Below are 23,192 nucleotides of genomic sequence, written 5' to 3' on the forward strand. Positions count from 1 at the left end.
CAGTCAGGAAAGCCATCCTTCGGTGGCTTTCCGCTGGGCGCGCCGCGATCAGCTTTCGAACCAGTTCAGCACGCCGTCCAGGCCCGAGACGTTCAGCGCGTAGCGCGTCTGCTGCCGCACCAGCGGCTTGGCGTGGTACGCCACCGGAAAGCCCGCGGCGCCCAGCATCTTCAGGTCGTTGGCGCCGTCGCCCATGGCGATGATCTGCTCCTTGGTGGCGCCGTGGGTGCGGGCGAACTCGCGCAGGTAGACGGCCTTGGCGTCGGCGTCCAGGATGTCGCCCAGCACGCGGCCGGTCAGCACGCCGTTGTCGATCTCGAGCGTGTTGGCGTGCGCACTGTCCAGCCGCAGGCGCTCGCGCAGGCGGTCGGTGAAGAAGGTGAAGCCGCCCGACACCAGCAGCACCTTGATGCCCGCCGCCTGGGCGGTGGTGATCAGCCGCTCGGCGCCCGGGTTCAGGCGCAGTTTCTCGGTGTAGACCTGTTCCAGGGCCTCGGCCGGCACATCCTTGAGCAGCGCCACGCGGCGCCGCAGGCTCTCGGAGAAGTCCTTGATCTCGCCGCGCATCGCGGCTTCGGTGATCTCCGAAACCTTGTCCTTGACGCCGGCCACGCCGGCGATCTCGTCGATGCACTCGATGTTGATGAGCGTCGAGTCCATGTCCATCGCCAGCACCTTGCAGTGCGACAGCTTCAGGCCGGCCGGCACGAAGGCGGTGTCGATGCCATGGCGCTCGGCCCACGCCACCACGTCGGCGCGGGTGGCGTCGTCGTGCTGCACGTCGAGCAGGCGAGCGGCCGTGGCGCTGATGCGGGCCACGCCTTGCGCCTGCGCCAGCGCGGCGAGCTGTTCGGCGTGTTCGACCGTCAGGCCGGGGGATTGGACGACGAGGTGATGGATAGTCATAAAAATGCGAAGGTCGGGGCGGGTTACTTCAAGGCGCGCAGCACGGCGCGCACGGCGTCGGCGCGGGCCGGGATCTGCGCGGCCTTGATCTCAACCCGCAATTTATCCTGTCCGGCGAGTTTGATGTGGCGTTGCCGCTGCACCAGCTCGATGATTTTCGCCGGATCGACGCTGGTCTTGGGGCCGAACTGCAGCAGCGCCTGGGTTTCGCTGGCGTCGATCTTGACGATGCCCAGCGGTTGCGCGGCCAGGCGCAGGCGGTGCGTGGTCAGCAGCGTCTGCGCCGCCTCGGGCAGCTTGCCGAAGCGGTCGATCAGTTCTTCCTGGATCTGGATCAGGTCGTCCTCGTCGGCGGCGTGGGCCAGGCGCTTGTAGACGCTCAGGCGCGCGTGCACGTCGGCGCAGTAGTCGGACGGCAGCAGCGCCGGCGCGTGCAGGTTGACCTCGCAGGCCAGGTTGAAGGGCGCGTCCAGGTCCGGCTCTTCGCCGGCGCGCAGGGCGCGCACCGCTTCGTTGAGCATTTCGTTGTACATCGAGAAGCCCACTTCCTGGATGTTGCCCGACTGCGAATCGCCCAGCACCTCGCCGGTGCCGCGGATCTCCAGGTCGTGCATGGCCAGGTAGAAGCCCGAGCCCAATTCCTCCATGGCCTGGATCGCCTCCAGCCGCTTCTTGGCGTTGCTGGTGATGGCGTCCTCGCCCGGTGTCAGCAGGTAGGCGTAGGCCTGGTGGTGCGAGCGGCCGACGCGGCCGCGCAACTGATGCAACTGCGCCAGGCCGAAGCGGTCGGCGCGGTGGATCACGATGGTGTTGGCGCTGGGCACGTCGATGCCGGTCTCGATGATGGTGGTGCACAGCAGCACGTTGTAGCGCTGCTGGTAGAAGCCCTTCATCACCTGTTCCAGGTCGCGTTCGGGCATCTGGCCATGGGCCACCGCGATGCGGGCCTCGGGCACCAGCTCTTCGAGGCGCGCGCGGCGGTTGTGGATGGTCTCGACCTCGTTGTGCAGGAAGTAGCACTGGCCGCCGCGCTTGAGCTCGCGCAGCAGCGCCTCGCGCAGCGTGCTGCCGTCCTCGCGCCGCACGAAGGTCTTGATCGCCAGCCGCTTTTGCGGCGCGGTGGCGATGACCGAGAAGTCGCGGATGCCTTCGAGCGACATGCCGAGCGTGCGCGGAATGGGCGTGGCGGTCAGGGTGAGCACGTCGACCTCGGCGCGCAGCGCCTTGAGCGCTTCCTTCTGGCGCACGCCGAAGCGGTGTTCCTCGTCGATGATGACCAGCCCGAGGCGCTTAAACTTCACGTCCTTGGACAGGATCTTGTGGGTGCCGATGACGATGTCGACGCGGCCGTCGTTGATGCCCTCGATGGCCGCCGACACTTCCTTGGCCGAGCGGAAACGCGACAGCTCCACCACCCGCACCGGCCAGTCGGCGAAGCGGTCGGAGAAGGTCTGCGCGTGCTGTTCGGCCAGCAGCGTGGTAGGGCAGAGCAGGGCGACCTGCTTGCCGTTGGCCACGGCCAGGAACGCGGCGCGCAGCGCCACCTCGGTCTTGCCGAAGCCGACGTCGCCGCACACCAGGCGGTCCATCGGCCGGCCCGAGGTCATGTCGGCGATCACGGCCTCGATGGCGGCGGCCTGGTCGGCCGTTTCCTCGAAACCGAAGCCCTCGGCGAAGGCCTGGTAGTCGTTGAGCGGCAGGTTGAAGGCGAAGCCCTCGCGCGCGGCGCGCTGGGCATACAGCGCCAGCAGTTCGGCGGCGGTGTCGCGCACCTGCTTGGCGGCCTTGCGGCGCGCCTTGTCCCACTGGCCCGAGCCGAGCTGGTGCAGCGGCGCGGCTTCCGGATCGGCGCCGCTGTAGCGGGCGATCACGTGCAACTGCGACACCGGCACATACAGCGTGCTGCCGTTGGCGTATTCGAGATGCAGGAACTCCATCTCGCCTTCGCCCATGTCCATGTTGACCAGGCCGTGGTAGCGGCCGATGCCGTGCTGGGCGTGCACCACGGGGTCGCCAGCGCGCAGTTCGGACAGGTCGCGCACCATCGCTTCGACGTTGCTGGCGCGTTCCTGGTCGCGCTTGCCGCGCCGGCCGGTGCTGGCCAGTCCCGGATAGAGGTCGTTCTCGGTCAGGAAGGCCAGATTGGCCTGCGGCAGCTCGAAGCCGGTGGCCAGCGGCGCGGCGACGATGCCGAAATGGGCGTCGGAAGCCAGGAAGGCTTCGATGCTGTCGGGCTGCGCGTCGGGGGTGACGCCGAACTCGTTGAGCATCTGCACCAGCGTTTCGCGGCGGCCGGCCGAGTCGGCGCACAGCAGCACACGGCCTTGCGGCTTGCCGACGTGCGTGCGCAACTTGGCGATCGGGTCTTCGGCGCGGCGCGCCACGCTCACGTCTGGCGCGGCGCGGAAGTCGGGATGGGGCTGGCCGGCGGCCAGCGCCAGGCGGCGGAAATCCTTCAGGCGGGCGTACAGCGTCTGCTCGTCCAGGAACAGCGCCGACGGCGGCAGCACCGGGCGCTCGCGGTCGCTTTTCAGGAAGCCGTAGCGGCTGCCGGTGTCCTGGTGAAAGCGCATCATGGCGTCGTCGATGTCGCCGACGGTGACGGTGATGGCGTTGTCGGCCAGGTAGTCGAACAGCGTCGCGGTCTCGTCGAAGAACAGCGGCAGGTAGTACTCGACCCCGGCGAAGGGGATGCCGTTGCCGATGTCCTTGTAGGGCAGGGCGCGCGACGGGTCGCCTTCGAACACTTCGCGGAACCGCGCGCGGAAGCGGTTGCGCGAATCCTCGTCCATGGGGAATTCGCGGCCCGGCAGTAGCTGTACCTCGCGCACCGGATACAGGCTGCGCTGGGTGTCGACGTCGAAGCTGCGGATGGTCTCGATCTCGTCGTCGAACAGGTCCAGCCGGTAGGGCAGCGCCGATCCCATCGGGAACAGGTCGATCAGGCCGCCACGCAGACAGAACTCGCCGGGCGCGGTGACCTGGGTGACGTGGTTGTAGTTGGCCAGCGTCAACTGCGCGCGCAGCGCCGCCTCGTTGAGCCTGTCCTTCTGCTTGAAGGAAAAGGTGTAGGCTGCCAGGAACGACGGCGGCGCCAGCCGGTACAGCGCGGTGGTGACCGGCACCGTCAGCACGTCCACCGTCTTCATCATCAGCGAGTGCAGGGTGTGCAGGCGCTCGGAGATCAGGTCCTGGTGCGGCGAAAAGGCGTCGTACGGCAGCGTTTCCCAGTCGGGTAGCTGGCGCACGCGCAGGCCGGGCGCGAACAGCGCGATTTCCTCGGCCAGGCGCTGCGCTTCCAGCGGCTCGGCGGTCAGCACCACCAGCGGCGCCGCGGCCTGCCGCGCCAGGTCGGCCAGCAGCCAGGCGTCGCCCGAGCCGGGCGGGCGCGGTTGCGCATAACGCGTGCCGGGCTTGAGCGCGGCGAGAGTGGGGGCGGTCGCGGGAACGGGCGGCGCTGCCGTGGCGGAGGAGGTGGGAGCGGGCATCAGGCTGGGAGCAGGCATCAAGCGGAAGATTATAAAATCACCGAACCATGTCTGACTCAATCATCGCAATCGTTCCCGCCGCCGGCGTCGGCGCCCGCGCCAGCCGCCCCGGCGCTGAGAGCGTGCCGAAACAATACCGTCCGTTGGCCGGACAGCCCATGCTGCGCCACGCGGTGGCCGCGTTGCTCGCCGACGACCGCGTGTCGCAGGTGCGGGTGGCGGTGACGCCTGGCGACGGCTGGGTCGACCAGGCCCTGGCCGGCCTGCCGCGCACCGTCTGGCGTGCCTGCGGCGGCGCCACTCGCGCCGATACCGTGGCGGGGGCGCTCGCTGAAAGCGGGGTTTCCGACGCGACCTGGGTGCTGGTGCACGACGCGGCCCGCCCTGGCCTGCCGGCCGCGGCGCTGGCGCGCCTGATCGACGCCTGCCTGGCGGACCCGGTCGGCGGCCTGCTGGCGCTGCCGGTGGCCGACACTGTCAAGGCCGGCCACGAGCGCGTCGAGCGCACGCTCGACCGCAACGGCCTGTGGCTGGCCCAGACGCCGCAGATGTTCCGCGCCGGCGCGCTGCGCGATGCGCTGACGGCTGCCGCGGTCAATGGCGTGGCGGTGACCGACGAGGCCTCGGCCATCGAGGCCGCGGGCTACGCGCCGCTGCTGGTGCCCGGCGCGATGCGCAATTTCAAGGTGACCTGGCCGGACGATTTCGAACTGATGGAAAAATGGCTATGAGTATTCCTTTTCGCGTCGGACAGGGTTTCGACGTGCATGCGCTGGTCGAGGGCCGGCCGCTGATCATCGGCGGCGTGACCATTCCCCACAGCCACGGCCTGCTGGGCCATTCCGATGCCGACGTGCTGCTGCATGCGATCACCGACGCCTTGCTCGGCGCCGCGGGCCTTGGCGATATCGGCCGCCATTTTCCCGATACCGACCCGGCCTTCAAGGGCGCGGACAGCCGCGTGCTGCTGCGCGAGGCCATGGCGCGGGTACGGCAGGCCGGCTGGACGCCGGTGAACATCGACGCGACCCTGCACGCGCAGGCGCCGAAGATCGGCCCGCATGCGCCGGCCATGGCCAGGAACATCGCGGCCGACACCGGCCTGGCCGAAAGCGAGGTCAACATCAAGGCCAAGACCAACGAAGGCCTGGGCTACCTGGGCCGCAAGGAAGGCATCGCGGCGACGGTGGTGGCGCTGCTGGCGCGGGCCTGAAAGGCGCCTGGCTGACGGATGCTTGAACGAATGGCGCGGATATCTCCGCGCCATTTTTTTGCGCGCATGCGTTGTTTTATTCGCACGGATAGACGTGCGGATACATGTCCATAATAAATTAACAAAACGCAAAAGAGGCCGTGAGCCGCGCCCCTGCTGCGGTTCGGCCAGGATTGCCCTTGGTTTCGGCCGCCAGCGCCCGGAACAGGCCGTGCTTTCGTCTTGCGGGTGCATTTGAACTGGAATACGCTGCCGCTACTCAACGTCTGAATAATAGGGACACTGGAAATGCATGTACGTGGCGCTGCCTTGTTTCTGGCCCTCGTCGCCTTTGGTTCGCCTGCACATGCAGAATTCGAGCAGCAACTCGGCCCGCTTTCCGGGGCTGTCCGATCCCAGATGCTGCAGGGCTGGACCGCGGGTGTCGAGGATGGCTGGTTCACCTTGCGCAACCGGGCGGCGGCCGGCAGCGAACAGACGCTCTATCTCAACGTGGGCGAGCCGCCGGAAAGCGGCCGCGTCACCGACGTCAATGTGGTCCTGAACTCGACCAACCCCAAAGCCTCGATCGGCGTCGTGTTGAACAACCGCCCGCGCAAGGCCCTGTGCCTGCTCGAGCTCACGGCGGCCAAGCAGACCATCCTGTTCTGTCTGAACGGCGACAAGCGTCGCGATATCGCCAATGTGCCCAACGTGGCCAAGCTGGACGGCTCCGACCGGATCAAGGTCGTCGAAGTGCCGGGCGCGGCGCGCTTCATCGTCAATGGCCAGAAGATCGGCGATATCGAGAACGAACCCGCGCTGGGCTCCGAAGTCGGCATCATGGCCTATGACGTCGGCACCTTCGGGATCGCGGACTTCGCCATCGCCACCAACGTCGCTGCCAACACCGGCCAGGGCGGTGGCGCGCAACCGCGTCAGCAGCCGGCGCGCGCGCCCCAGGCCTCGCCGGATTCCGGCGCCAGCAGCGGCCTGCCGGGCTCGGGTCCGTATCCGCGCTTTGGCGGCGACTCGCTGCGCATCGTGGCGGTGTACATCGGCATCATGCGCAGTATTTTCATGCATGAGTTCGGCCACGCCCTGATCGGTGAACTGGAGCTGCCTTCGACCGGCGCCGAGGAAGACGCGGTCGATATCTATTCGGCGCTGCAGATCGTCGAGCCGACCATGTACCCGTCCAGCGACAAGGACACCAACGCCATGGCCCAGGGCGCCGCCAAATACGCCGCGCTGCAGTGGTACTACAGCGGCAAGGTGGCCGAGGCCCAGGGTGCCGGCAATTCTCCCTGGCAGGACGAGCATACCGGCGACCTCAAGCGCTTCCGCAACATGCTGTGCATCATGTACGGCGGCAACCCGGGCGTGTTCGAATCGCTGGTCGAGCAGGTCGGCTTCGAAGACCGCACCAAGTCGCGTTGCGCCGACGAGTTCACCAAGCAGAACCGCGCCTGGCGCCGCATCCTGGCGCCGCATACCCGCGTTGGCACCTGGTCGCCCGACGGCCAGCAGCCGGCGAACGCGCCCGGCGCGCCGGTGAACGTGACCTTCGAGCCGTCGTCGCGCCGCATCGGCAACCTGTTCGCCAACAATCTGTCCGAAGCCATCTCTAAAGACATCAAGCTGCTGGGCCAGACCTACGTCCTGCCGCGGCCGGTCAACGTGGTCTTCAAGGACTGCGGTAAGCTCAACGCCTGGTACAGCCCGCGCGAAGGCTCGATCACGATGTGCTACGAGCTGATCGAGAACATCGCAGTGATGATCTCCGACATCGAGATGGGCACGGTCGGCGGCGAGCCCAAGCAGGGTGGGGCGGCGCCGCAGCGATCTCCGCAACAGGCGCCGCAACCGCCGCGCCAGCAGCCGCCCGCCGGCCAGCCGCAGCGCGCGCCCGGCAACGGCGGCTTCGACGAACTGCAGGACAGCGGCGTGCCGCCGACGACGCTGCTGTTCTCGGCGCCCTACAAGGGCCCGACGCCCAACACCCATCCGCGCGCCAAGGTGATCACCACCAAGGACGTGGTGGCCCTGCTGACCGATGAAAAGAACAAGAACTTCCTGGTGATCGATACCAGCGGCCTGCGCGAGACCATCCCCGGCGCGTTCCCCCTGAGCGACGCGGGTTCGGATGGCGCCATTACGGACCAGATGCAGGAAGCCTTCGATGGCTGGCTGCACAAGAAGACCGGCACCGAGAAAGAGCACAACGTGCCCCTGATCATCATGGGCGCCGGCATGAATGATCGCTCTTCCTATAACGCCGCGCTGCGCGCCGGCATGATGGGCTGGCCTGTCTACTGGTACCGCGGCGGCATGGAGGCCTGGGTTGCCAACGGCCTGCCGACGACCGCCGTGAAGTCGCAGGGGCAGTAAGACGCTTCGCGGGGCGGCGCAACGGCCGTCCGGTAAATGAAAAAGCCCGCCTGTGCGAACAGGCGGGCTTTTTCATTGTTTCGCGCGAAGGCGCGCCAGGCTTACTTGCCCTGGGCGGCCAGCGCCAGGGCGGCGGCGTTGACCACGGAGGCGATGCGGCCGGCGTCGCGCAGTTGTTCCGTCGTCAGGCCGTCCTTCTTCAGGTTCTCGTAGTGCGAAGCGACGCAGAAGTGGCACTTCCCGATGATGGAGGCCACCAGCGCGAACAGCTCGAAGCGCTTCTTCTCGACGCCGCCGTGGGTGGCGTAGGCATTCATGCGCAGTTGCGCCGGCAGGCTCTTGAGCTGCGCGTCGCCGGTCATCTCGACGTACGGGTACCAGGTGTTGTTCATGCCCATGAGCGCCGACGCGGTCAGCGCGGCATTGGCGTCAGCTTCCGACAGGCCGCTCTTGAAGGCTTCGACCAGCACCGGGCTGCGCGCAGCGTAGGCGGCCGACAGGGCGGCGCCGACGGCGTCTTCCGGGGCCAGGGTCGAGCGGGCGATCACGGCGTCCAGATTCAGGCGGATGTCCTTGGCCCAATCCGGTAGTTGTTCCTTAATGGTCGTCAGAAATTCCATAGTTTTTACCTATAATCTAGCGCAGTTAAAGCCCGGCGAAGGACCTGCGGGCAGGTCCCTCGGCCGGGCTGGAAATTACAGCGTGGCGCCGCCAACCGTACGGTTGCACGGGCACAGCTCGTCGGTTTGCAGACCGTCGAGCAGACGCAGGACTTCTTCCGGGTTACGGCCGACGTTCAGGTTGTTCACCGAAACGTGCTGGATCGTGTTGTCCGGATCGACGATGAAGGTGGCGCGCAGGGCAACGCCAGCGCCCTTTTCACGCACGCCCAACTGGTCGATCAGGGCGCCGGTGGTGTCGCCGAACTGGTAGTGACCCAGCTTGTTCAGGTCCGGGTGCTCACGGCGCCAGGCCAGCTTGACGAATTCGTTGTCGCTCGAGCCACCCAGCAGGACGGCGTCGCGGTCTTCGAAATCCTTGGCCAGCTTGTTGAAGCCGACGATTTCGGTCGGGCACACGAACGTGAAGTCCTTCGGGTAGAAGTAGATCACCTTCCACTTGCCGGGGAACGAGCTTTCGGTGATGTCTTCGAAAGCCGAGACGCCGTTTTCTTCGTGCTGGTTGAAGCCGGGCTTGACGCCGGTAACCTTGAAGGGCTCGAGTTTGTCGCCAACAGTTTTCATGTTTACTCCCAGTAGTTGTTGGTGGAATTAAGGCGGTGCCTCAAACCATAAATTCTACGCTATGGATTATCGTTGTCTAATTGATAATTCCTAAACTTCGCTTTGGGCAGCTCTATGCGGGCGGTCAGGCCGCCACCCTCGCGCGGCAGCATGCGCAGGGCGCCGCCGACGTGCTTGAGCAGGCGTTCGACGATGGCCAGGCCCAGGCCGGCGCCGCTGACGCCGGTGCGGGCTGCCTCGCCGCGTGAAAAGGGACGCAGCAGGCGATCGACATCTTCGGGGGCGATCCCGGGGCCGCGGTCGGACACCTCGATCACGATCATGCCGCCCTCAGCTTGCAATGTCATGACCAGATGGGCCATCCCGTCGCTCGAGCGGCCATAGCGGCGCGCGTTCTCGATGAGGTTGCTGACGATGCGCTTGAGGTCGAGCGCGGTGATGCGGGCGCGCAGCCCGGGTTCGAGCGTGGCCTCGAGCTCGCCACCCAGTGACGAAGTATGACTGCGTTCACGCTCGTACAGCTCGGCCAGCACGGCCGAGATATCGGTGGCCAGTTGCGGCAGGGTGCCGGCGGGGCGGGCATATTCCATCAGTTGGCCGATGCTGTGGTCGATCTGGCCGAGGTCTTCGTCGATGGCCTGGCGCGCGTCTTCCGAAACCCCGCTCAGTTCGATTTCCAGGCGCATGCGCGCCAGCGGCGTTCGCAGGTCATGGGAAATGCCGGCCAGCATCAGTTCGCGGTCGGCCTCGGCCTGTCGCAAGTCCTTGGCCATGCGGTTGAACGAGGCGTTCAGGTCGCGGATCTCGAGCGGGCCCTGTTCGGGCAGGGGCGCCGGCGTTTCGCCACGCGACAACACCTGGGCCGCGCGCGCCAGTCGCGACAGGGGCCGGTTGACGAAACCGACGCTGACGGCCGCGCCCACCAGGGATAGCAGTAGCGCCGTGGCGCCCCATCCCAGCCACTCGATGCCGCCGGTCAGGCCAATCTGCTCGCGCTCGAATACCAGCCAGTAGAGATCCTTTTCGATCTGGAAGCTGACCCAGAAGCCCGGCACCTGGTTCACGCCCCAGGCGATCTGGGTTTCCGGGCCGAAGCGCGTGCGGATGTGCTGCGCCACGCGCTGCCAGTAATCGTCGTCGGGAAGGGCCTCGGCGAAGTCGGTGACCTCGCGCGGATAGACCTGGATGCCTTCGTTGGTGGCCAGGTCTAGCAGGAGCTTGCTGCGTTCGCCGTTATGGGAATAGATCAGCGCGGTGCGCGTGATATTGACGGCCGTGATCACCCGCTGCGCCATCTGATTGGCGCGCGGCCCCAGCTCCATGCTGAAGAAGACTTGTAGCCACGCCCCCAGGCTGACCAGCATGAGCGCGGCCAGCAGCAGGAACGTGCGGCCGAACAAGCCAAGCCGCAAACGTGAAGTCAGGTTCCTGAAGGTTCTGCGCAAGCGGGGCACGAGGCTGCGCTCCTGCCCGGGGCGGGCGTGTCGATCAACTACCACCGTCCGGCACAAACACGTATCCGAGACCCCAGACGGTCTGGATGAATACGGGCTTGGACGGATTCGGCTCGATCAGCTTGCGCAGGCGCGAGATCTGCACGTCGAGGCTGCGGTCGAAGGCTTCGTATTCGCGGCCGCGGGCCAGTTCCATGAGCTTGTCGCGCGACAGCGGAATCTTCGGGTGGCGGGCAAACACCTTGAGCACCGAGAATTCGCCAGTGGTGATGGGCACCTGTTCGCCGTTGCGCGTGAGCGTGCGGGTCGACAGGTTCAGCACGTAGGGGCCGAAAGCGATGGATTCGTTTTCCTGGCTGGGGGCGCCGGGATGTTCCTCGGTGCCGCGGCGGCGCAGGATCGCGTTGATCCGGGCCAGCAGCTCCCGGGGGTTGAACGGTTTGGACAGGTAATCATCCGCGCCCATCTCGAGGCCGACGATGCGGTCGATTTCTTCCGCCTTGGCCGTCAGCATGATGATGGGGGTATTGTCGTGGCCACCGCGCAGCCGGCGGCAGATGGACAGGCCATCTTCGCCGGGCAGCATCAGATCCAGCACGAGCAGGTCGAAGTGCTCGCGTTGCCAGAGTTTGCCCATCTCTTTGGCGTCTTCGGCAACGAAAACGTTGAATCCCTGCTCGGACAGATACCGACGCAGCAAATCGCGCAAGCGCGGATCATCGTCAACGACGAGGATTTTTCGGGTGGGGGTGGTGTTTTGCGTGTTCATGGCCGGAAATGTAACAGTGACAAGAACCAGCGGCTAGTGGGCGTTCACAAGATATTACACATTGCGAACCATGGTTGAAATCCCCCTTACATACGGGGTGAATGCCCCGGTATTTCGTACAATCTGCATCTATGGAACTAAACCTGCTGGCTCTTGAAACCTCTTCGTCGCGTTGCGGCGTGGCCCTTTTGCGCGTCTCCCATGGGCGGCTGGAGGTTGCCGTCCGCGAACACGAGGGCTCCCAGGAGCATGCGGAACGCCTCCTGCCGATGGCCAACGAGCTACTGGCCGAGGCTGGCCTGGCGCCCGCCGCGCTGCAGGCGGTGGCGTTCGGCCAGGGGCCCGGCGGCTTCACGGGATTGCGCGTGGCCTGCGGCGTGGCCCAGGGCATGGCCATGGGCCTGGGCATCCCGGTATTGCCGGTGGTCTCGCACCAGGCCGTGGCCGCGCAGGCAGGCGGCGGGCCGGACGACGCCATCGTGGTGGCGCTGGACGCCCGCATGAATGAAGTCTATCTGGCGGTGTACCGTCAGGGCGCCAGCCCGACGGGCGAGCCCGCCTGGGACACCCTGCAGGCGCCGCTGCTGATCGCGGCCGCCGAGGTGGTCCCCTGGACGGCGCATCACCTGCCGGCCTGGTCGCGCTCCGCCGGGCAGCCGCTGCGGGCGCTGCTGGCGGGCGACGCCTGGGATGCTTACGCTGGCGAAATGACGATTCCCGCCGGCTGGCGCCGCGCCGCCGAGGCGCGGCGGCCCGAGGCCGCCAGCGTGGCGCGCCTGGCGCGCCTGGCCTGGCAGCGCGGTGAAACCGTGCCCCCGGAGCTGGCCGCGCCGCTGTACGTGCGCGACAAGGTTGCCTTCACCACGGCCGAACGCCTGCGCGGCGAGGGCGGCAATCCCAAGGCGCAGTCGACGCTGGCGCCGGCCTGCCCGCAACCGCTGACCGACGCGGATCTGGACGAGGTCGTGGCTCTGGAGGCCAACGTCCAGGCCTTCCCCTGGACCCGCGGCAATTTCACCGACGCGCTGGCCGCCGGCTATGGCGCGTGGACGCTGCGGCGCGCGGGCCGGGTGGCGGGTTTCTGCATCCTGATGTTCGCCCCCGACGTGGCCCATCTGCTGGTGATCGCCGTGGCCCGAGACCTGCATCGGCAGGGGCTGGGCAGCGTGTTGCTCGACTGGTGCGAGCAGCAGGCGCGCGAGCGCGGCCTTGAAGGCGTGCTGCTGGAAGTGCGTCCCTCCAATGTGTCGGCCGTCGAGTTCTACAAGGCTCGCGGCTACCTGCAGATCGGTCTGCGACGCGGTTATTACCCGGCCGAGAAGGGCGGACGCGAGGATGCGCTGGTGATGCAGAAGCGCGTGGATGCGCCTGTCTCCGCGGCGTCCGCGGGAGCGTCGGCGTGACGGCGCCCAATACCGTGCCGGCCTCGTCCGCGCCCCGCGTCAATCCGCTGCAGCGCCTGTGGCTGCGCGAGCTGGGCATGGAGCGCCTGTGGTTGCGGCCGACGCCGCAGCCGGTGGCCGCGCCCGCGCCGCAGGTCGTTGTTTCCAAAAAAGATTCCCCGGCGGTCGAACAGGCCGGCCGGGCTGCGGCGCCCGCGCCGGCGCGCGACGTTGCCGCGCCGCCGCCGGCAGTGGCGCAGGCCCAGGCGCCCGCCGCCCGGCCAGCCGGCCCGGGACCGGGCCTGCGCAATGGTCCGCCGCCGAAGCCGGTCCCCAAGGCGGCGGTCGAAGAGGCCGCGCCGGTGGTCATTCCGGTCGCCGAAGCGGTCAAGAATGCCAACCTGGATGAATTGCGCGAGCAGGTGCTGGCCTGCACCGCCTGTGGCCTGTGCGGCGGCCGGCGCCACGCGGTGTTCGGCCACGGCGGCCAGCCCACGCGTTGGCTGGTGGTGGGCGAGGCGCCGGGCGAGCAGGAAGATCGGCAGGGCCAGCCCTTCGTTGGCCGCTCCGGACAATTGCTGGATGCCATGCTGTCCGCCGTCGGCATGAGCCGCGAGCGCGATGTCTTCATCGCCAATGTGATCAAGTGCCGTCCGCCGGGCAACCGCAATCCCAAGCCCGAGGAAATCGCCGCCTGCAGTCCCTACCTGATGCGCCAGATCGCGCTGCTCAAGCCCGAACGCATCCTGGTGCTGGGCCGCTTTGCCGCCCAGACGCTGCTGGGCACGGACGCCACCATCGGCAGCCTGCGCGGTCGCGTGCACCAGATGAAAACGGACGAGGGGCGCGAGATTCCGGTGGTGGTGAGCTATCACCCGGCCTACCTGCTGCGCAGCCCGGCCGAGAAGGCGCGGGCCTGGCAGGACCTGAAATTGGCGGCCCGGCAGTCATAGGCCCGCGATGTCGCGCAGACCCGGGGGGCGCCGGGCCGGGGCCGCGCGGACGGCCCGCCGTCTGATTCAGCGGGTGTGCGAGTCCAGCGCGTGACCGTGGCCTTCCTGGCCGATCTGGTCGTGCAGTTCGGGATTGGCCGCCAGGTTGCGCTTGCTCCAGCGCATGAATACCACCATCAGCACGGCCACCACGGTGCCGAAGATCACGATGATGATGTTGATGGGCAGTTGCAGCCATAGCAGCAGCGTGTACACGGCCACCATCAGCAGGATGTTGAGCTGCTCGTTGAAGTTCTGCACGGCGATCGAGTGGCCGGCCGACAGCAGCACGTGGCCGCGATGCTGCAGCAGGGCGTTCATCGGCACCACGAAAAAGCCCGCCAGCCCGCCGGTCAGCAACAGCAGCAGGTAGACGCTCCAGGGCGAATAGACCAGCGGCATCAGCAGCACCACCAGGCCCATGGCCGCGCCCACCGGCAGCACCGATAGCGCGCGGCGCAGCGGAATGCGGCCGGCCAGGATCGAACCCACCACGGTGCCCAGGGCGGCCACGCCCATCAGCATGGAGGCCTTGTCGAGCTGGTAGCCCAGGTGGCTGCGGCCCCATTCGATGACGATCAACTGCAGCGTGGCGCCGGCGCCCCAGAACAGGGTGGTGACGGCCAGCGAGATCTGGCCCAGCTTGTCCTTCCAGAGGACGCGGACGTAGCCCCAGAAGGTGCCCATCAGCTTGATGGGGTTCTTCTGCTGCGGCGGATAGCGCACGTGGGTGTGCGGGATCAGCAGGTTGCACAGCGCTGCCAGCAGGTAGACGAAGGCGATCACCAGGATGGCCGCCTCGGCCGGGGTGTGCACCAGCTTGCCGATGAAGGAATGTTGCAGCAGTGCCGTGGAGACGGTGTTCGAGATCAGCAGGCCGCCGAGCACGGTGCCCAGGATGATGGAGAAGACGGTCAGGCCCTCGATCCAGCTATTGCCCTTGACCAGCATGCTGGGGGGCAGCATTTCGGTGACGATCCCGTACTTGGCGGGGGAGTAGGCGGCGGCGCCGATGCCGACCACGGCGTAGGCCGCGCAGACCAGATAGGTCTGGTATTCAGGCGCCACGCCGATGCTGGCGTAAGAGAACATCAGCAGGCAGCCGGCCACCTTCAGGGCGTTGGTCGAGAACATCACGCGGCCCTTGGGGTACGAGTCGGCGATGGCGCCGACGAAGGCCGCCAGCACCACGTAGGCCAGCGCGAAGGACCATTTCATGATCGGGGCCAGCCAGTCGGGGCCGTGCAGTTCCTGTATCAGGGCGATCGCGGCGATGAATAGCGCGTTGTCCGCCAATGACGAGAAGGCCTGCGCGGCCATGACCAGATAGAAACCTCGTTTCAAGAATGTCCCCGTACTTTGACCTGAGCCCGGTCGGTCTGCGTGAAAATTATGCGTCTTGCGAAAAAGTGTCAGCGAGTATAGCCCGTGCCAGGGGGAGGGCTATTCAGCGTTTGCCCGCGGGTTGCGGCGGATCAGTCGCGCGCCCGCCGAAGGGGCGGGCAGTCCCCGGCTTGACCTTTGCTCACGTTTGGGGACAGACTGCCTGCGGTATCATACGACCCATACGCAAGCCGGCCCTACACGGGCCGGTTTGCAATCTGTGCGGCAGGTCCGTTAACGCCTTTCGTTCAACCCACCCCGTCGTCATCGTACTGTGCGTCTTACTCAGCTCAAACTCGCCGGCTTCAAGTCCTTCGTCGATCCCACCGTGATTCCCGTGCCCAGCCAGTTGGTGGGCGTGGTGGGCCCCAATGGCTGCGGCAAATCGAACATCATCGACGCGGTGCGTTGGGTGCTCGGCGAGGCCAAGGCCTCGGAGCTGCGCGGCGAGTCCATGCAGGACGTCATTTTCAACGGCTCGGGCAACCGCAAGCCGGCGGCCCGCGCGTCGGTCGAAATGGTGTTCGACAACAGTGAAGGCCGCGCGGCCGGGCAATGGAGCACCTACGCCGAGATCGCGGTGCGCCGCGTGCTGACCCGCGACGGCACCAGCAGCTACTTCGTCAATAACCAGCAGGTCCGCCGCCGGGACATCCACGACATCTTCCTGGGCACCGGCCTGGGCGCGCGTGGCTATGCCATCATCGGCCAGGGCATGATCAACCGCCTGATCGAGGCGCGCCCCGAGGAACTGCGGGTGTTCCTGGAAGAGGCCGCCGGCGTGTCGCGCTATAAAGAGCGCCGCCGCGAGACCGAAAACCGCCTGTCCGACACCCGCGAGAACCTGACCCGCGTCGAGGACATCCTGCGCGAACTGAACAGCCAACTGGAAAAGCTGGAGGCGCAGGCCGAGGTCGCCACCCGCTACCGCGAGCTGCAGGCCGATGGCGAAAAGAAGCAGCACGCGCTGTGGTTCCTGAAGGAAACCGGCGCGCGCGAAGAGCGCGCCAGGAAAGCCCAGGAAATGGCCCAGGCCCAGAACGAGCTGGAAGCCGCCATCGCCGGCCTGCGGGCCGGCGAGGCCGCGCTCGAATCCCGGCGCCAGGCCCATTACGCCGCCAGCGACGCCGTCCACACCGCCCAGGGCGCCCTGTACGAGGCCAACGCCCAGGTCAGCCGGCTGGAGGCTGAAATCCGCCACGTGGTGGATTCCCGCAACCGCCTGCAGGCCCGCCGCGATCAGTTGCAGCAGCAGATCGCCGAATGGACCAGCCAACGCGAACACTGCACCGAGCAGATCGCGCAGGCCGAGGAAGACCTGGCCGCCGGCGCCGCCCGCACCGAAGAGGCGCGCGCCGCCGCCGAGGATGCCCAGGCGGCGTTGCCGGCGGTCGAGCAGCGCGTGCGCGAGGCTGCGTCCGGTCGCGACGAAATGCGAGCCGCGCTGGCCCGGGTGGAGCAGAACCTGGCCCTGGTGGCACAGACCCAGCGCGACGCCGACCGCCAGATGCAGGCCCTGGAGCAGCGCCGCGAGCGCCTGCAGCAGGAACTGCGCGAATTGCACAGCCCCGATCCGGCGCGCCTGGAACAACTGGCCGGCGACCGCCTCGCCGGCGAAGACCAGCTCGAGGAGGCGCAGGAAGCGCTGGCGACCCTCGAAGCCCAGGTCCCGGACGCCGATGCCGAGCGCAGCCGCGCCCAGGCCGCCGCCCAGACCGAAGCGCAGAACCTGGCGCGCCTGGAAGCCCGTCTGTCGGCGCTGGTGAAACTGCAGGAAGACGTGCAGAAGCAGGGCGCGCTGGAGCCTTGGCTGGCCAAGCACGAGCTGGCCGGCCTGCCGCGCCTGTGGCAGAAGCTGCATATCGAACCGGGCTGGGAAACCGCCCTGGAAGCCGCCCTGCGCGAGCGCATGGCGTCCCTCGAGGTGCGCAGCCTGGACTGGGCCCGCGCCTTTTCCGAGGACGCGCCGCCCGCCCGCCTGGCCTTCTACCAATTGCCGGTCGCTGCCCCGGCGCCGGCGGCCCCCGCCGGGCTGACGCCGCTGGCCAGCCTGCTGCGCATCACCGACCCCGACCTGCGCACGCTGCTCAATGACTGGCTGGGCGGCATCTACACCGCCCCCGACCTGGCCCAGGCGCTGGCCACTCGCGCCACGCTGCCGGCCGGCGCCGCCTGCGTCGTCAAGGCGGGCCATCTGGTGGATGCGCACAGCGTACGCTTCTATGCCCCGGATTCCGAGCAGGCGGGCCTGCTGGCGCGCCAGCAGGAAATCGAAAACCTGCAACGCGAGATCAAGGCCCAGCAACTCATCACCGACCAGGCCCGCGCCGCCGTCGCTCGCGCCGAGGTGGCCTGGCAGCAGGTCAGCCAGGCTATCGCGCCGGCCCGCCAGCGGGTCGCCGAAGTCACCCGCCGGGTGCACGACATCCAACTGGAACACTCGCGCCTGCAGCAGCAGGCCGAGCAGTCCGGCCAGCACGCCGCGCGCCTGCGCCAGGACCTCGAAGAGATCTCTGCGCACGAGGAAGACCTGCGGGCCACCCGCGAAGAGGCCGAAGCCCGCTTCGAGGCGCTCGATGAAGAGCTGGCCGAGCACCAGTCGCGCTTTGCCGACGCCGAAATGGATGGCGAGACCCTGGCGGCCCAGGCCGAAGCCGCCCGCGCCCGCCTGCGCGAGCTCGAACGGGCCGCGCAGGAAGCCGAATTTGCCGAACGCGGCATCCAGGTCCGCATCACCGACCTGCAGCGCAACCGGCAACTGGCGGCCGACCAGAGCCAGCGTGGCGAGGTCGAGCTCGAGCAATTGCTGGCCGACCTGGTCGACCTGGATGCCTCGGCCTCCCAGGCCGGCCTGCAGGATGCCCTGGAATTGCGCGCCGAGCGCGAAGAGGCGCTGTCGCGCGCCCGCCAGGAGATGGAAAACCTGGCGGCCCTGCTGCGCGGCGCCGACGAAGACCGCATGCAGCAGGAGCGCACGCTCGAACCGCGCCGCGCCCGTATCACCGAGCTGCAGTTGCAGGAGCAGGCGGCGCGCCTGGCCGAGGAGCAATTCACCGAACAGCTCAACGCCCGCGAGGTCGACCGCGAGGCCCTGGCCCAGGACCTGGCCAACCAGCCCGACGAATGGCGCCGCGCGAGCTGGCTGCAATCGGAAGTCACTCGCATCTCGCGCCAGATCGAAGCGCTGGGCTCGGTCAACCTGGCCGCGCTGGACGAACTGAACACCTCGCGCGAGCGCAAGGGCTTCCTGGACGATCAACACCAGGACCTCATGACCGCCATCGAGACCCTGGAAGACGCGATCCGCAAGATCGACCGCGAAACGCGCGACCTGCTGCAAGAGACCTTCAACGTCGTCAACGGCCACTTCGGCGAGCTGTTCCCCAAGCTGTTCGGGGGCGGCGAAGCCAAGCTGACCATGACCGGCGAGGAAATCCTCGACGCCGGCGTGCAGGTCATGGCGCAGCCGCCGGGCAAGCGCAACAGCACCATCCACCTGCTGTCGGGCGGCGAAAAGGCGTTGACCGCCACCGCGCTGGTGTTCGCGCTGTTCAAGCTGAACCCCGCGCCGTTCTGCCTGCTGGATGAGGTGGACGCGCCGCTGGACGACGCCAACACCGAGCGCTACGCCAACCTGGTCGCCAACATGAGCGAGCAGACCCAGTTCCTGTTCATCTCGCACAACAAGATCGCGATGCAGATGGCCAAGCAACTGATCGGCGTCACCATGCAAGAGCAGGGGGTTTCGCGTATCGTTGCGGTAGACATAGATTCGGCCGTCCAGATGATGGCCTCCGAAGCGGCATAAACCCAATATTCAGAATGGCGCCGGCTTCATGGCGCGGGATTTACACATGAGTGATTTGCAGATCGGGCTGATTGCCCTGGGCGTCTTGCTGATACTGCTGGTGCTGGGCTTCAACTGGTGGCAGGACCGCCGCGTCCGCCGCAAGATGCAAAGCCATTTCCCCACCTCCGAGCAGGATCCGCTGCTGGGGGCGGGGGCGGCCAACGCCGCGGGCGGCGCGCCGGTGCGCCGCGAGCCGGGCATGGGCGACGCCCCCAAGGCGCACCCCGAGCAGCCGCGGCCGGTCGACCCGGGCAGCGATGCCGATGACGCCGAGGAGCCCGATCCCGCCTGCGAGGTGGTCATCGAGATCAACTTCGCCGAGCCGGTGCGCGGCGCCGACCTGCTGCCCTACATGCAGAGCCTGCGCCAGGTGGGCCGCAAGCCCATGCGCGTGTTCGCCGAGACCGACCAGCGCCGTCACCGCGCGCGCGTGCACACCGGGGAGTCTTATGCCTCGATGCAGCTTGCCGTGCTGCTGGCCAACCGCAGCGGTCCCCTGACCGCGATCGAATGGTCGCAGGCATGGGCCCGCGCCCAGGACATGGCCGAGCGCTTCGACGCCACCATCGAAGGCCCCGACCAGCAAGCCGTGCTGGAACAGGCCGCGCGCCTGGACGATACCTGCGCCGCGCTCGATACCCAGGTTGGCCTGACGTTGCTGCTGGGCGCCGCCCAGCCTGCCGCCGAGGTGCTGAGCGTCGCCCGCGACGCCGGCTTCGTCGCCGATGGCAACCGTCTGGCCTGGCCGGCGGAGAATGGCGTGGCCCGCTTCACCCTGGCGCGCGCCGACGGCGCCGCCTTCGACGCCGGCATGGGCGGTATCGAGCGCCTGTACCTGTTGCTCGATGTGCCTTGCAGCCCGGCCGACAGCCGCGCCTTTGGCCGCATGGTCGACGTGGGCCGCGAGCTCGCCGCCCGCCTGCGCGCCGATCTGGTCGATGACCAGGGCAAGCCCCTGGCCGATGGCTCGGAAAGCGTCATCGACGAACGGCTGCAGGTGCTGTTCGGCCAGTTGGAGCAGGCCGGCCTGCCCGCAGGCAGCGAGCGCGCGCAGCGGGTGTTTGCATAATGAGCAAGGCCGGAGGGACCCCCGCGGCGGAAACCGCGGCCCGCCTGCGCGCGGAAATCGAGCAGCACAACGTCCGCTATTACGTCTACGACGACCCGTCGATCTCGGATGCCGAGTACGACCGGCTGATGCGAGAGCTGCAGGACCTGGAAGCCGCGCATCCGGAACTGGTCACGCCCGAATCGCCCACGCAGCGGGTCGGCGCGGCGCCGGTTTCGGCCTTCGGCAGCGTGCGCCATGCGGTGCCGATGTTGTCGCTGGGCAACGCCTTCGACGAAGAGGACGTGGTGGCATTCGACCGCCGCGTTACCGACACGCTGCGCGGCGCCGGCCTGCTGGGCCCGGCGCAGCAGGCGGAATATTTCTGTGAATTGAAGCTCGACGGCCTGGCGATCAGCCTGCGCTACGAGGACGGCCGGCTGGTCCAGGCAGCCACGCGGGGCGACGGCCAGACGGGCGAGGACGTCACTTCCAACATCCGCACGATCAAGGCGATCCCGCTGCAGTTGAGCGGTCCGGCGCCCAAGGTGCTGGAAGTCCGCGGCGAAGTGCTGATGAACCGCGCCGATTTCGAGAAGCTCAACGCGGCGCAGGCCAAGCGCGACGAAAAAGTCTTCGTCAACCCGCGCAATGCGGCGGCTGGCAGCCTGCGCCAGCTCGACCCGCGCATCACCGCCAAGCGGCCGCTGCGTTTTTTCGCCTACGGCTGGGGCGAGGTGCAGGGCCTGCCGGGCAGCCAGAGCGGCCTGTTCGACGAGGCGCCGGCCGGCGCGGCGGAGGCCGCCGCCACCTTGCCCGAGAAATCGCACGGCGCCATGCTCGATTGGTTGGCGGCGCTCGGCCTGCCCGTCAACGTCAAGCACAACCATCGCGCCACCGGCGCCGAGGGCCTGATGGCCTTCTACGCCAAGGTCGGCACCTTGCGCCCCGAGCTGCCCTACGACATCGACGGTGTGGTCTACAAGGTGGATTCGCTGCCGGCGCAGAAGTTGCTGGGTTTCGTGGCGCGGGCGCCGCGCTTCGCCCTGGCGCATAAATTTCCGGCCGAAGAGGCCACCACCACGCTGTTGGACATCGAGGTGCAGGTCGGCCGCACCGGCGCGATCACGCCGGTGGCGCGGCTCAAGCCGGTGTTCGTCGGCGGCGTGACCGTCACCAACGCCACGCTGCACAACGAAGACGAGATCCGCCGCAAGGACGTGCGCATCGGTGACACCGTCATCGTGCGGCGCGCGGGCGACGTCATCCCGGAGGTGGTGGGCGCCGTGCTCGAAAAACGTCCCGCTGACGCGCGCGAGTTCGTCATGCCCAAGGCCTGCCCGGTCTGTGGCTCGGCGATCGAGCGCCTGGAGGATGAAACCATCGCCCGCTGCACCGGCGGCCTGTTCTGCGCCGCGCAGCGCAAGCAGACCCTGTGGCATGCCGCCAGCCGCAAGGCGCTCGACATCGAGGGCCTGGGCGAGAAACTGGTGGAACAACTGGTGGACAGCGGCCGCGTCAAGTCGCTGGCCGACCTGTTCAGCCTGCGTCCGCTCGAGCTGGTGGGGCTGGACCGCATGGGCCAGAAGTCGGCCGACAATCTGGTCGAGGCCATCGACAAGGCCCGCGCGCCGGCGCTGGGACGCCTGCTGTTCGCGCTGGGCATCCGCCACGTTGGCGAGACCACGGCGCGCGACGTCGCGCGGCATTTTGGCAGCATCGAAGCCATCATGGATGCCGATGAGGATGCGCTGTCCTCGGTGCCTGACGTGGGGCCGGTGGTGGCGGGTTCGATCCGCCGCTTTTTTGCCGAGCAGCACAACCGTGACGTGATCGACCAGCTCAAGGCGCAGGGAGTGCATCCGGTGGCCGAAGCCGTGCCGCAGGACACCACGCTGGCAGGCAAGACCTTCGTGCTGACCGGCACGCTGCCCAATTGGACCCGCGAGGAAGCGTCCATGCGCATCCAGGCCGCGGGCGGCAAGGTCAGCGGCTCCGTGTCCAAGAAGACCGCCTATCTGGTGGCGGGCGAAGACGCCGGCAGCAAGCTCACCAAGGCCCAGGAATTGGGCGTTACGGTGTTGGATGAGGATGCGCTGAAGGCGTTGCTGGGCGTGTCCTGATCGCGCCGGGGCCGCACGCCGGCCCGTTCCCCCGCTCTGTCAAACAGGCCGCCCGCCCTTGGCGCACGGCCTGTTTTCATTTCCGGCCCGGTCGCCACGATGCCATGTCGACATCTGCGGGAAAAAAAACTGCCCGCGCAGGGCGGGCAGTTCTTTCGGGGGGAAGACGGAAGACGCCGGATTTACTGGATCTTGGCCTTTTCGCGCAGTTCCTTCTGGTAGTCGGCCAGGGTTTGCTGGCGCAGCATTTCTTCCAGTTGCGGACGGACCTGGTCCAGCGGCGGGAATTCGACCGGGCGGGTGTCGTCGACCATGATGATGTGCCAGCCGAACTGGGTCTGCACCGGCTTGTCGACCAGTTGGCCCTTCTTGAGCTGGGTCACGGCCTGGGCGAACGGCTGGACGTAGTTGGTGGGAGGGGCCCAACCCAGGTCGCCACCCTTTTCGGCGCTGCCGGGATCCTTGGAGTTCTTCTTGGCCAGGTCGTCGAACTTGCCCTTGTTGCTCTTCAACTGGGCCAGCAGGTCGTTGGCGGTTTTTTCGTCTTCGACCAGGATGTGACGGACCTTGTATTCCATCTTGCCGGCCTGTTCTTTCTTGATCTTCTCGTATTCAGCCGTGACCTTGGCGTCCGACACCGGGTGCTTGGCCAGGTAGTCGGCCATCAGGGCGCGGACCAGGATGCCCTGGCGGGCCAGTTCGATTTCGGTCTGGACGTCGGCCTGCTTGGCGATGCCGCCGGCTTCGGCCGCTTGCACGAAGACCTGGCGGTTGATCATTTCCTGCTTGACCTGTTCACGCAACTGGGGCGAATCGGTGGCGCCCTGGCTGACCAGCAGCTTGACGAATTGATCCAGGCTCTTCTGCGGAATGGCCTTGCCGTTGACGGTGGCGACGTTCTGGGCAAAAGCGGGCACGGCGATGACGCAGGCGGCGGCCAGCATGACGATGCGTTTCATGAATATCCTTT

Annotated in this window: 16 protein-coding genes; 8 read left to right on the forward strand and 8 right to left on the reverse strand. The window is 67.6% G+C overall.

The features are described 5' to 3' along the window. Positions 1 to 48: 48 nt before the first annotated feature. Both serB and mfd read right to left on the reverse strand, forming a co-directional pair. A complete protein-coding gene (gene serB / locus ACUDCK_RS06135; RefSeq protein WP_116792024.1) occupies positions 49 to 906 on the reverse strand; it encodes a phosphoserine phosphatase SerB in 858 nt (285 codons plus the stop codon). A 23-nt stretch (positions 907 to 929) separates the two neighbouring features. Next, positions 930 to 4,412 (reverse strand): transcription-repair coupling factor, encoded by a 3,483-nt coding sequence (gene mfd / locus ACUDCK_RS06140; protein ID WP_167517608.1) that lies wholly within the window; start codon positions 4,410 to 4,412, stop codon positions 930 to 932. Between the two features lie 29 nt (positions 4,413 to 4,441). Between mfd and ispD the strand changes: the two genes are divergently transcribed. The 3 genes from ispD to ACUDCK_RS06155 all read left to right on the forward strand — a co-directional run bounded on the left by ispD (position 4,442) and on the right by ACUDCK_RS06155 (position 7,977). Beyond that, complete coding sequence (gene ispD / locus ACUDCK_RS06145; protein WP_144654948.1) at positions 4,442 to 5,125, forward strand: 2-C-methyl-D-erythritol 4-phosphate cytidylyltransferase; 684 nt, start codon at positions 4,442 to 4,444, stop codon at positions 5,123 to 5,125. Beyond that, the gene (gene ispF, locus ACUDCK_RS06150; RefSeq protein WP_064525979.1) at positions 5,122 to 5,607 is read left to right on the forward strand and encodes a 2-C-methyl-D-erythritol 2,4-cyclodiphosphate synthase; all 486 of its coding nucleotides are present in this window, start codon (positions 5,122 to 5,124) and stop codon (positions 5,605 to 5,607) included. The genes ispD and ispF overlap by 4 nt, the downstream gene beginning before the upstream one ends. A 399-nt stretch (positions 5,608 to 6,006) precedes the next feature. Next, the gene (locus ACUDCK_RS06155) at positions 6,007 to 7,977 is read left to right on the forward strand and encodes a DUF4344 domain-containing metallopeptidase (protein WP_244976905.1); all 1,971 of its coding nucleotides are present in this window, start codon (positions 6,007 to 6,009) and stop codon (positions 7,975 to 7,977) included. 101 nt (positions 7,978 to 8,078) lie between these two features. Here ACUDCK_RS06155 and ACUDCK_RS06160 read toward each other — a convergent pair whose 3' ends face one another. The 4 genes from ACUDCK_RS06160 to risA form a co-directional block, all read right to left on the reverse strand. Next, the gene (locus ACUDCK_RS06160) at positions 8,079 to 8,597 is read right to left on the reverse strand and encodes a carboxymuconolactone decarboxylase family protein (RefSeq protein WP_175167571.1); all 519 of its coding nucleotides are present in this window, start codon (positions 8,595 to 8,597) and stop codon (positions 8,079 to 8,081) included. 75 nt (positions 8,598 to 8,672) lie between these two features. Continuing rightward, the gene (locus ACUDCK_RS06165; RefSeq protein WP_006389231.1) at positions 8,673 to 9,221 is read right to left on the reverse strand and encodes a peroxiredoxin; all 549 of its coding nucleotides are present in this window, start codon (positions 9,219 to 9,221) and stop codon (positions 8,673 to 8,675) included. Positions 9,222 to 9,280: 59 nt separating this feature from the next. Beyond that, on the reverse strand, positions 9,281 to 10,675 hold the full coding sequence (gene risS / locus ACUDCK_RS06170) for a sensor histidine kinase RisS (RefSeq protein WP_054501594.1): 1,395 nt from the start codon (positions 10,673 to 10,675) through the stop codon (positions 9,281 to 9,283). Between the two features lie 34 nt (positions 10,676 to 10,709). Continuing rightward, complete coding sequence (gene risA / locus ACUDCK_RS06175) at positions 10,710 to 11,444, reverse strand: response regulator transcription factor RisA (protein WP_003813882.1); 735 nt, start codon at positions 11,442 to 11,444, stop codon at positions 10,710 to 10,712. A 131-nt stretch (positions 11,445 to 11,575) separates the two neighbouring features. On the opposite strand from risA, the gene tsaB reads away from it, so the two are divergent. Then, the gene (tsaB, locus tag ACUDCK_RS06180; protein ID WP_175167572.1) at positions 11,576 to 12,847 is read left to right on the forward strand and encodes a tRNA (adenosine(37)-N6)-threonylcarbamoyltransferase complex dimerization subunit type 1 TsaB; all 1,272 of its coding nucleotides are present in this window, start codon (positions 11,576 to 11,578) and stop codon (positions 12,845 to 12,847) included. Then, the gene (locus ACUDCK_RS06185) at positions 12,844 to 13,779 is read left to right on the forward strand and encodes a uracil-DNA glycosylase (protein ID WP_175167573.1); all 936 of its coding nucleotides are present in this window, start codon (positions 12,844 to 12,846) and stop codon (positions 13,777 to 13,779) included. Before tsaB ends, ACUDCK_RS06185 begins: the two co-directional genes overlap by 4 nt. Positions 13,780 to 13,845: 66 nt before the next feature. Here the strand turns inward: ACUDCK_RS06185 and lplT are convergent, their stop codons facing one another. After that, positions 13,846 to 15,162 carry a lysophospholipid transporter LplT gene (lplT, locus tag ACUDCK_RS06190; protein ID WP_054501592.1) on the reverse strand — a complete coding sequence of 439 codons (1,317 nt, stop codon included), beginning with the start codon at positions 15,160 to 15,162 and terminating at the stop codon, positions 13,846 to 13,848. A gap of 313 nt (positions 15,163 to 15,475) precedes the next feature. Here lplT and smc point away from each other — a divergent pair, with 313 nt between their 5' ends. The 3 genes from smc to ligA are packed head-to-tail and all read left to right on the forward strand — an operon-like array spanning position 15,476 to position 22,222. Further along, entirely contained in the window at positions 15,476 to 19,009 is a 3,534-nt protein-coding gene (gene smc / locus ACUDCK_RS06195) for a chromosome segregation protein SMC (RefSeq protein WP_064526707.1), read from the forward strand. Between the two features lie 46 nt (positions 19,010 to 19,055). After that, positions 19,056 to 20,120, forward strand: coding sequence for a cell division protein ZipA C-terminal FtsZ-binding domain-containing protein (locus tag ACUDCK_RS06200; RefSeq protein ID WP_175167574.1), 1,065 nt, complete (start codon positions 19,056 to 19,058; stop codon positions 20,118 to 20,120). Continuing rightward, positions 20,120 to 22,222, forward strand: a complete 2,103-nt coding sequence (ligA, locus tag ACUDCK_RS06205) for an NAD-dependent DNA ligase LigA (RefSeq protein WP_175167575.1) — start codon at positions 20,120 to 20,122, stop codon at positions 22,220 to 22,222. Before ACUDCK_RS06200 ends, ligA begins: the two co-directional genes overlap by 1 nt. A 182-nt stretch (positions 22,223 to 22,404) precedes the next feature. On the opposite strand, the gene ACUDCK_RS06210 is transcribed toward ligA, so the two are convergent. Next, positions 22,405 to 23,181 (reverse strand): peptidylprolyl isomerase, encoded by a 777-nt coding sequence (locus tag ACUDCK_RS06210; RefSeq protein ID WP_054501588.1) that lies wholly within the window; start codon positions 23,179 to 23,181, stop codon positions 22,405 to 22,407. Positions 23,182 to 23,192 lie beyond the last annotated feature (11 nt).

It is taken from the genome of Achromobacter sp. CF-sbj1-Ac2-l, assembly GCF_052698165.1.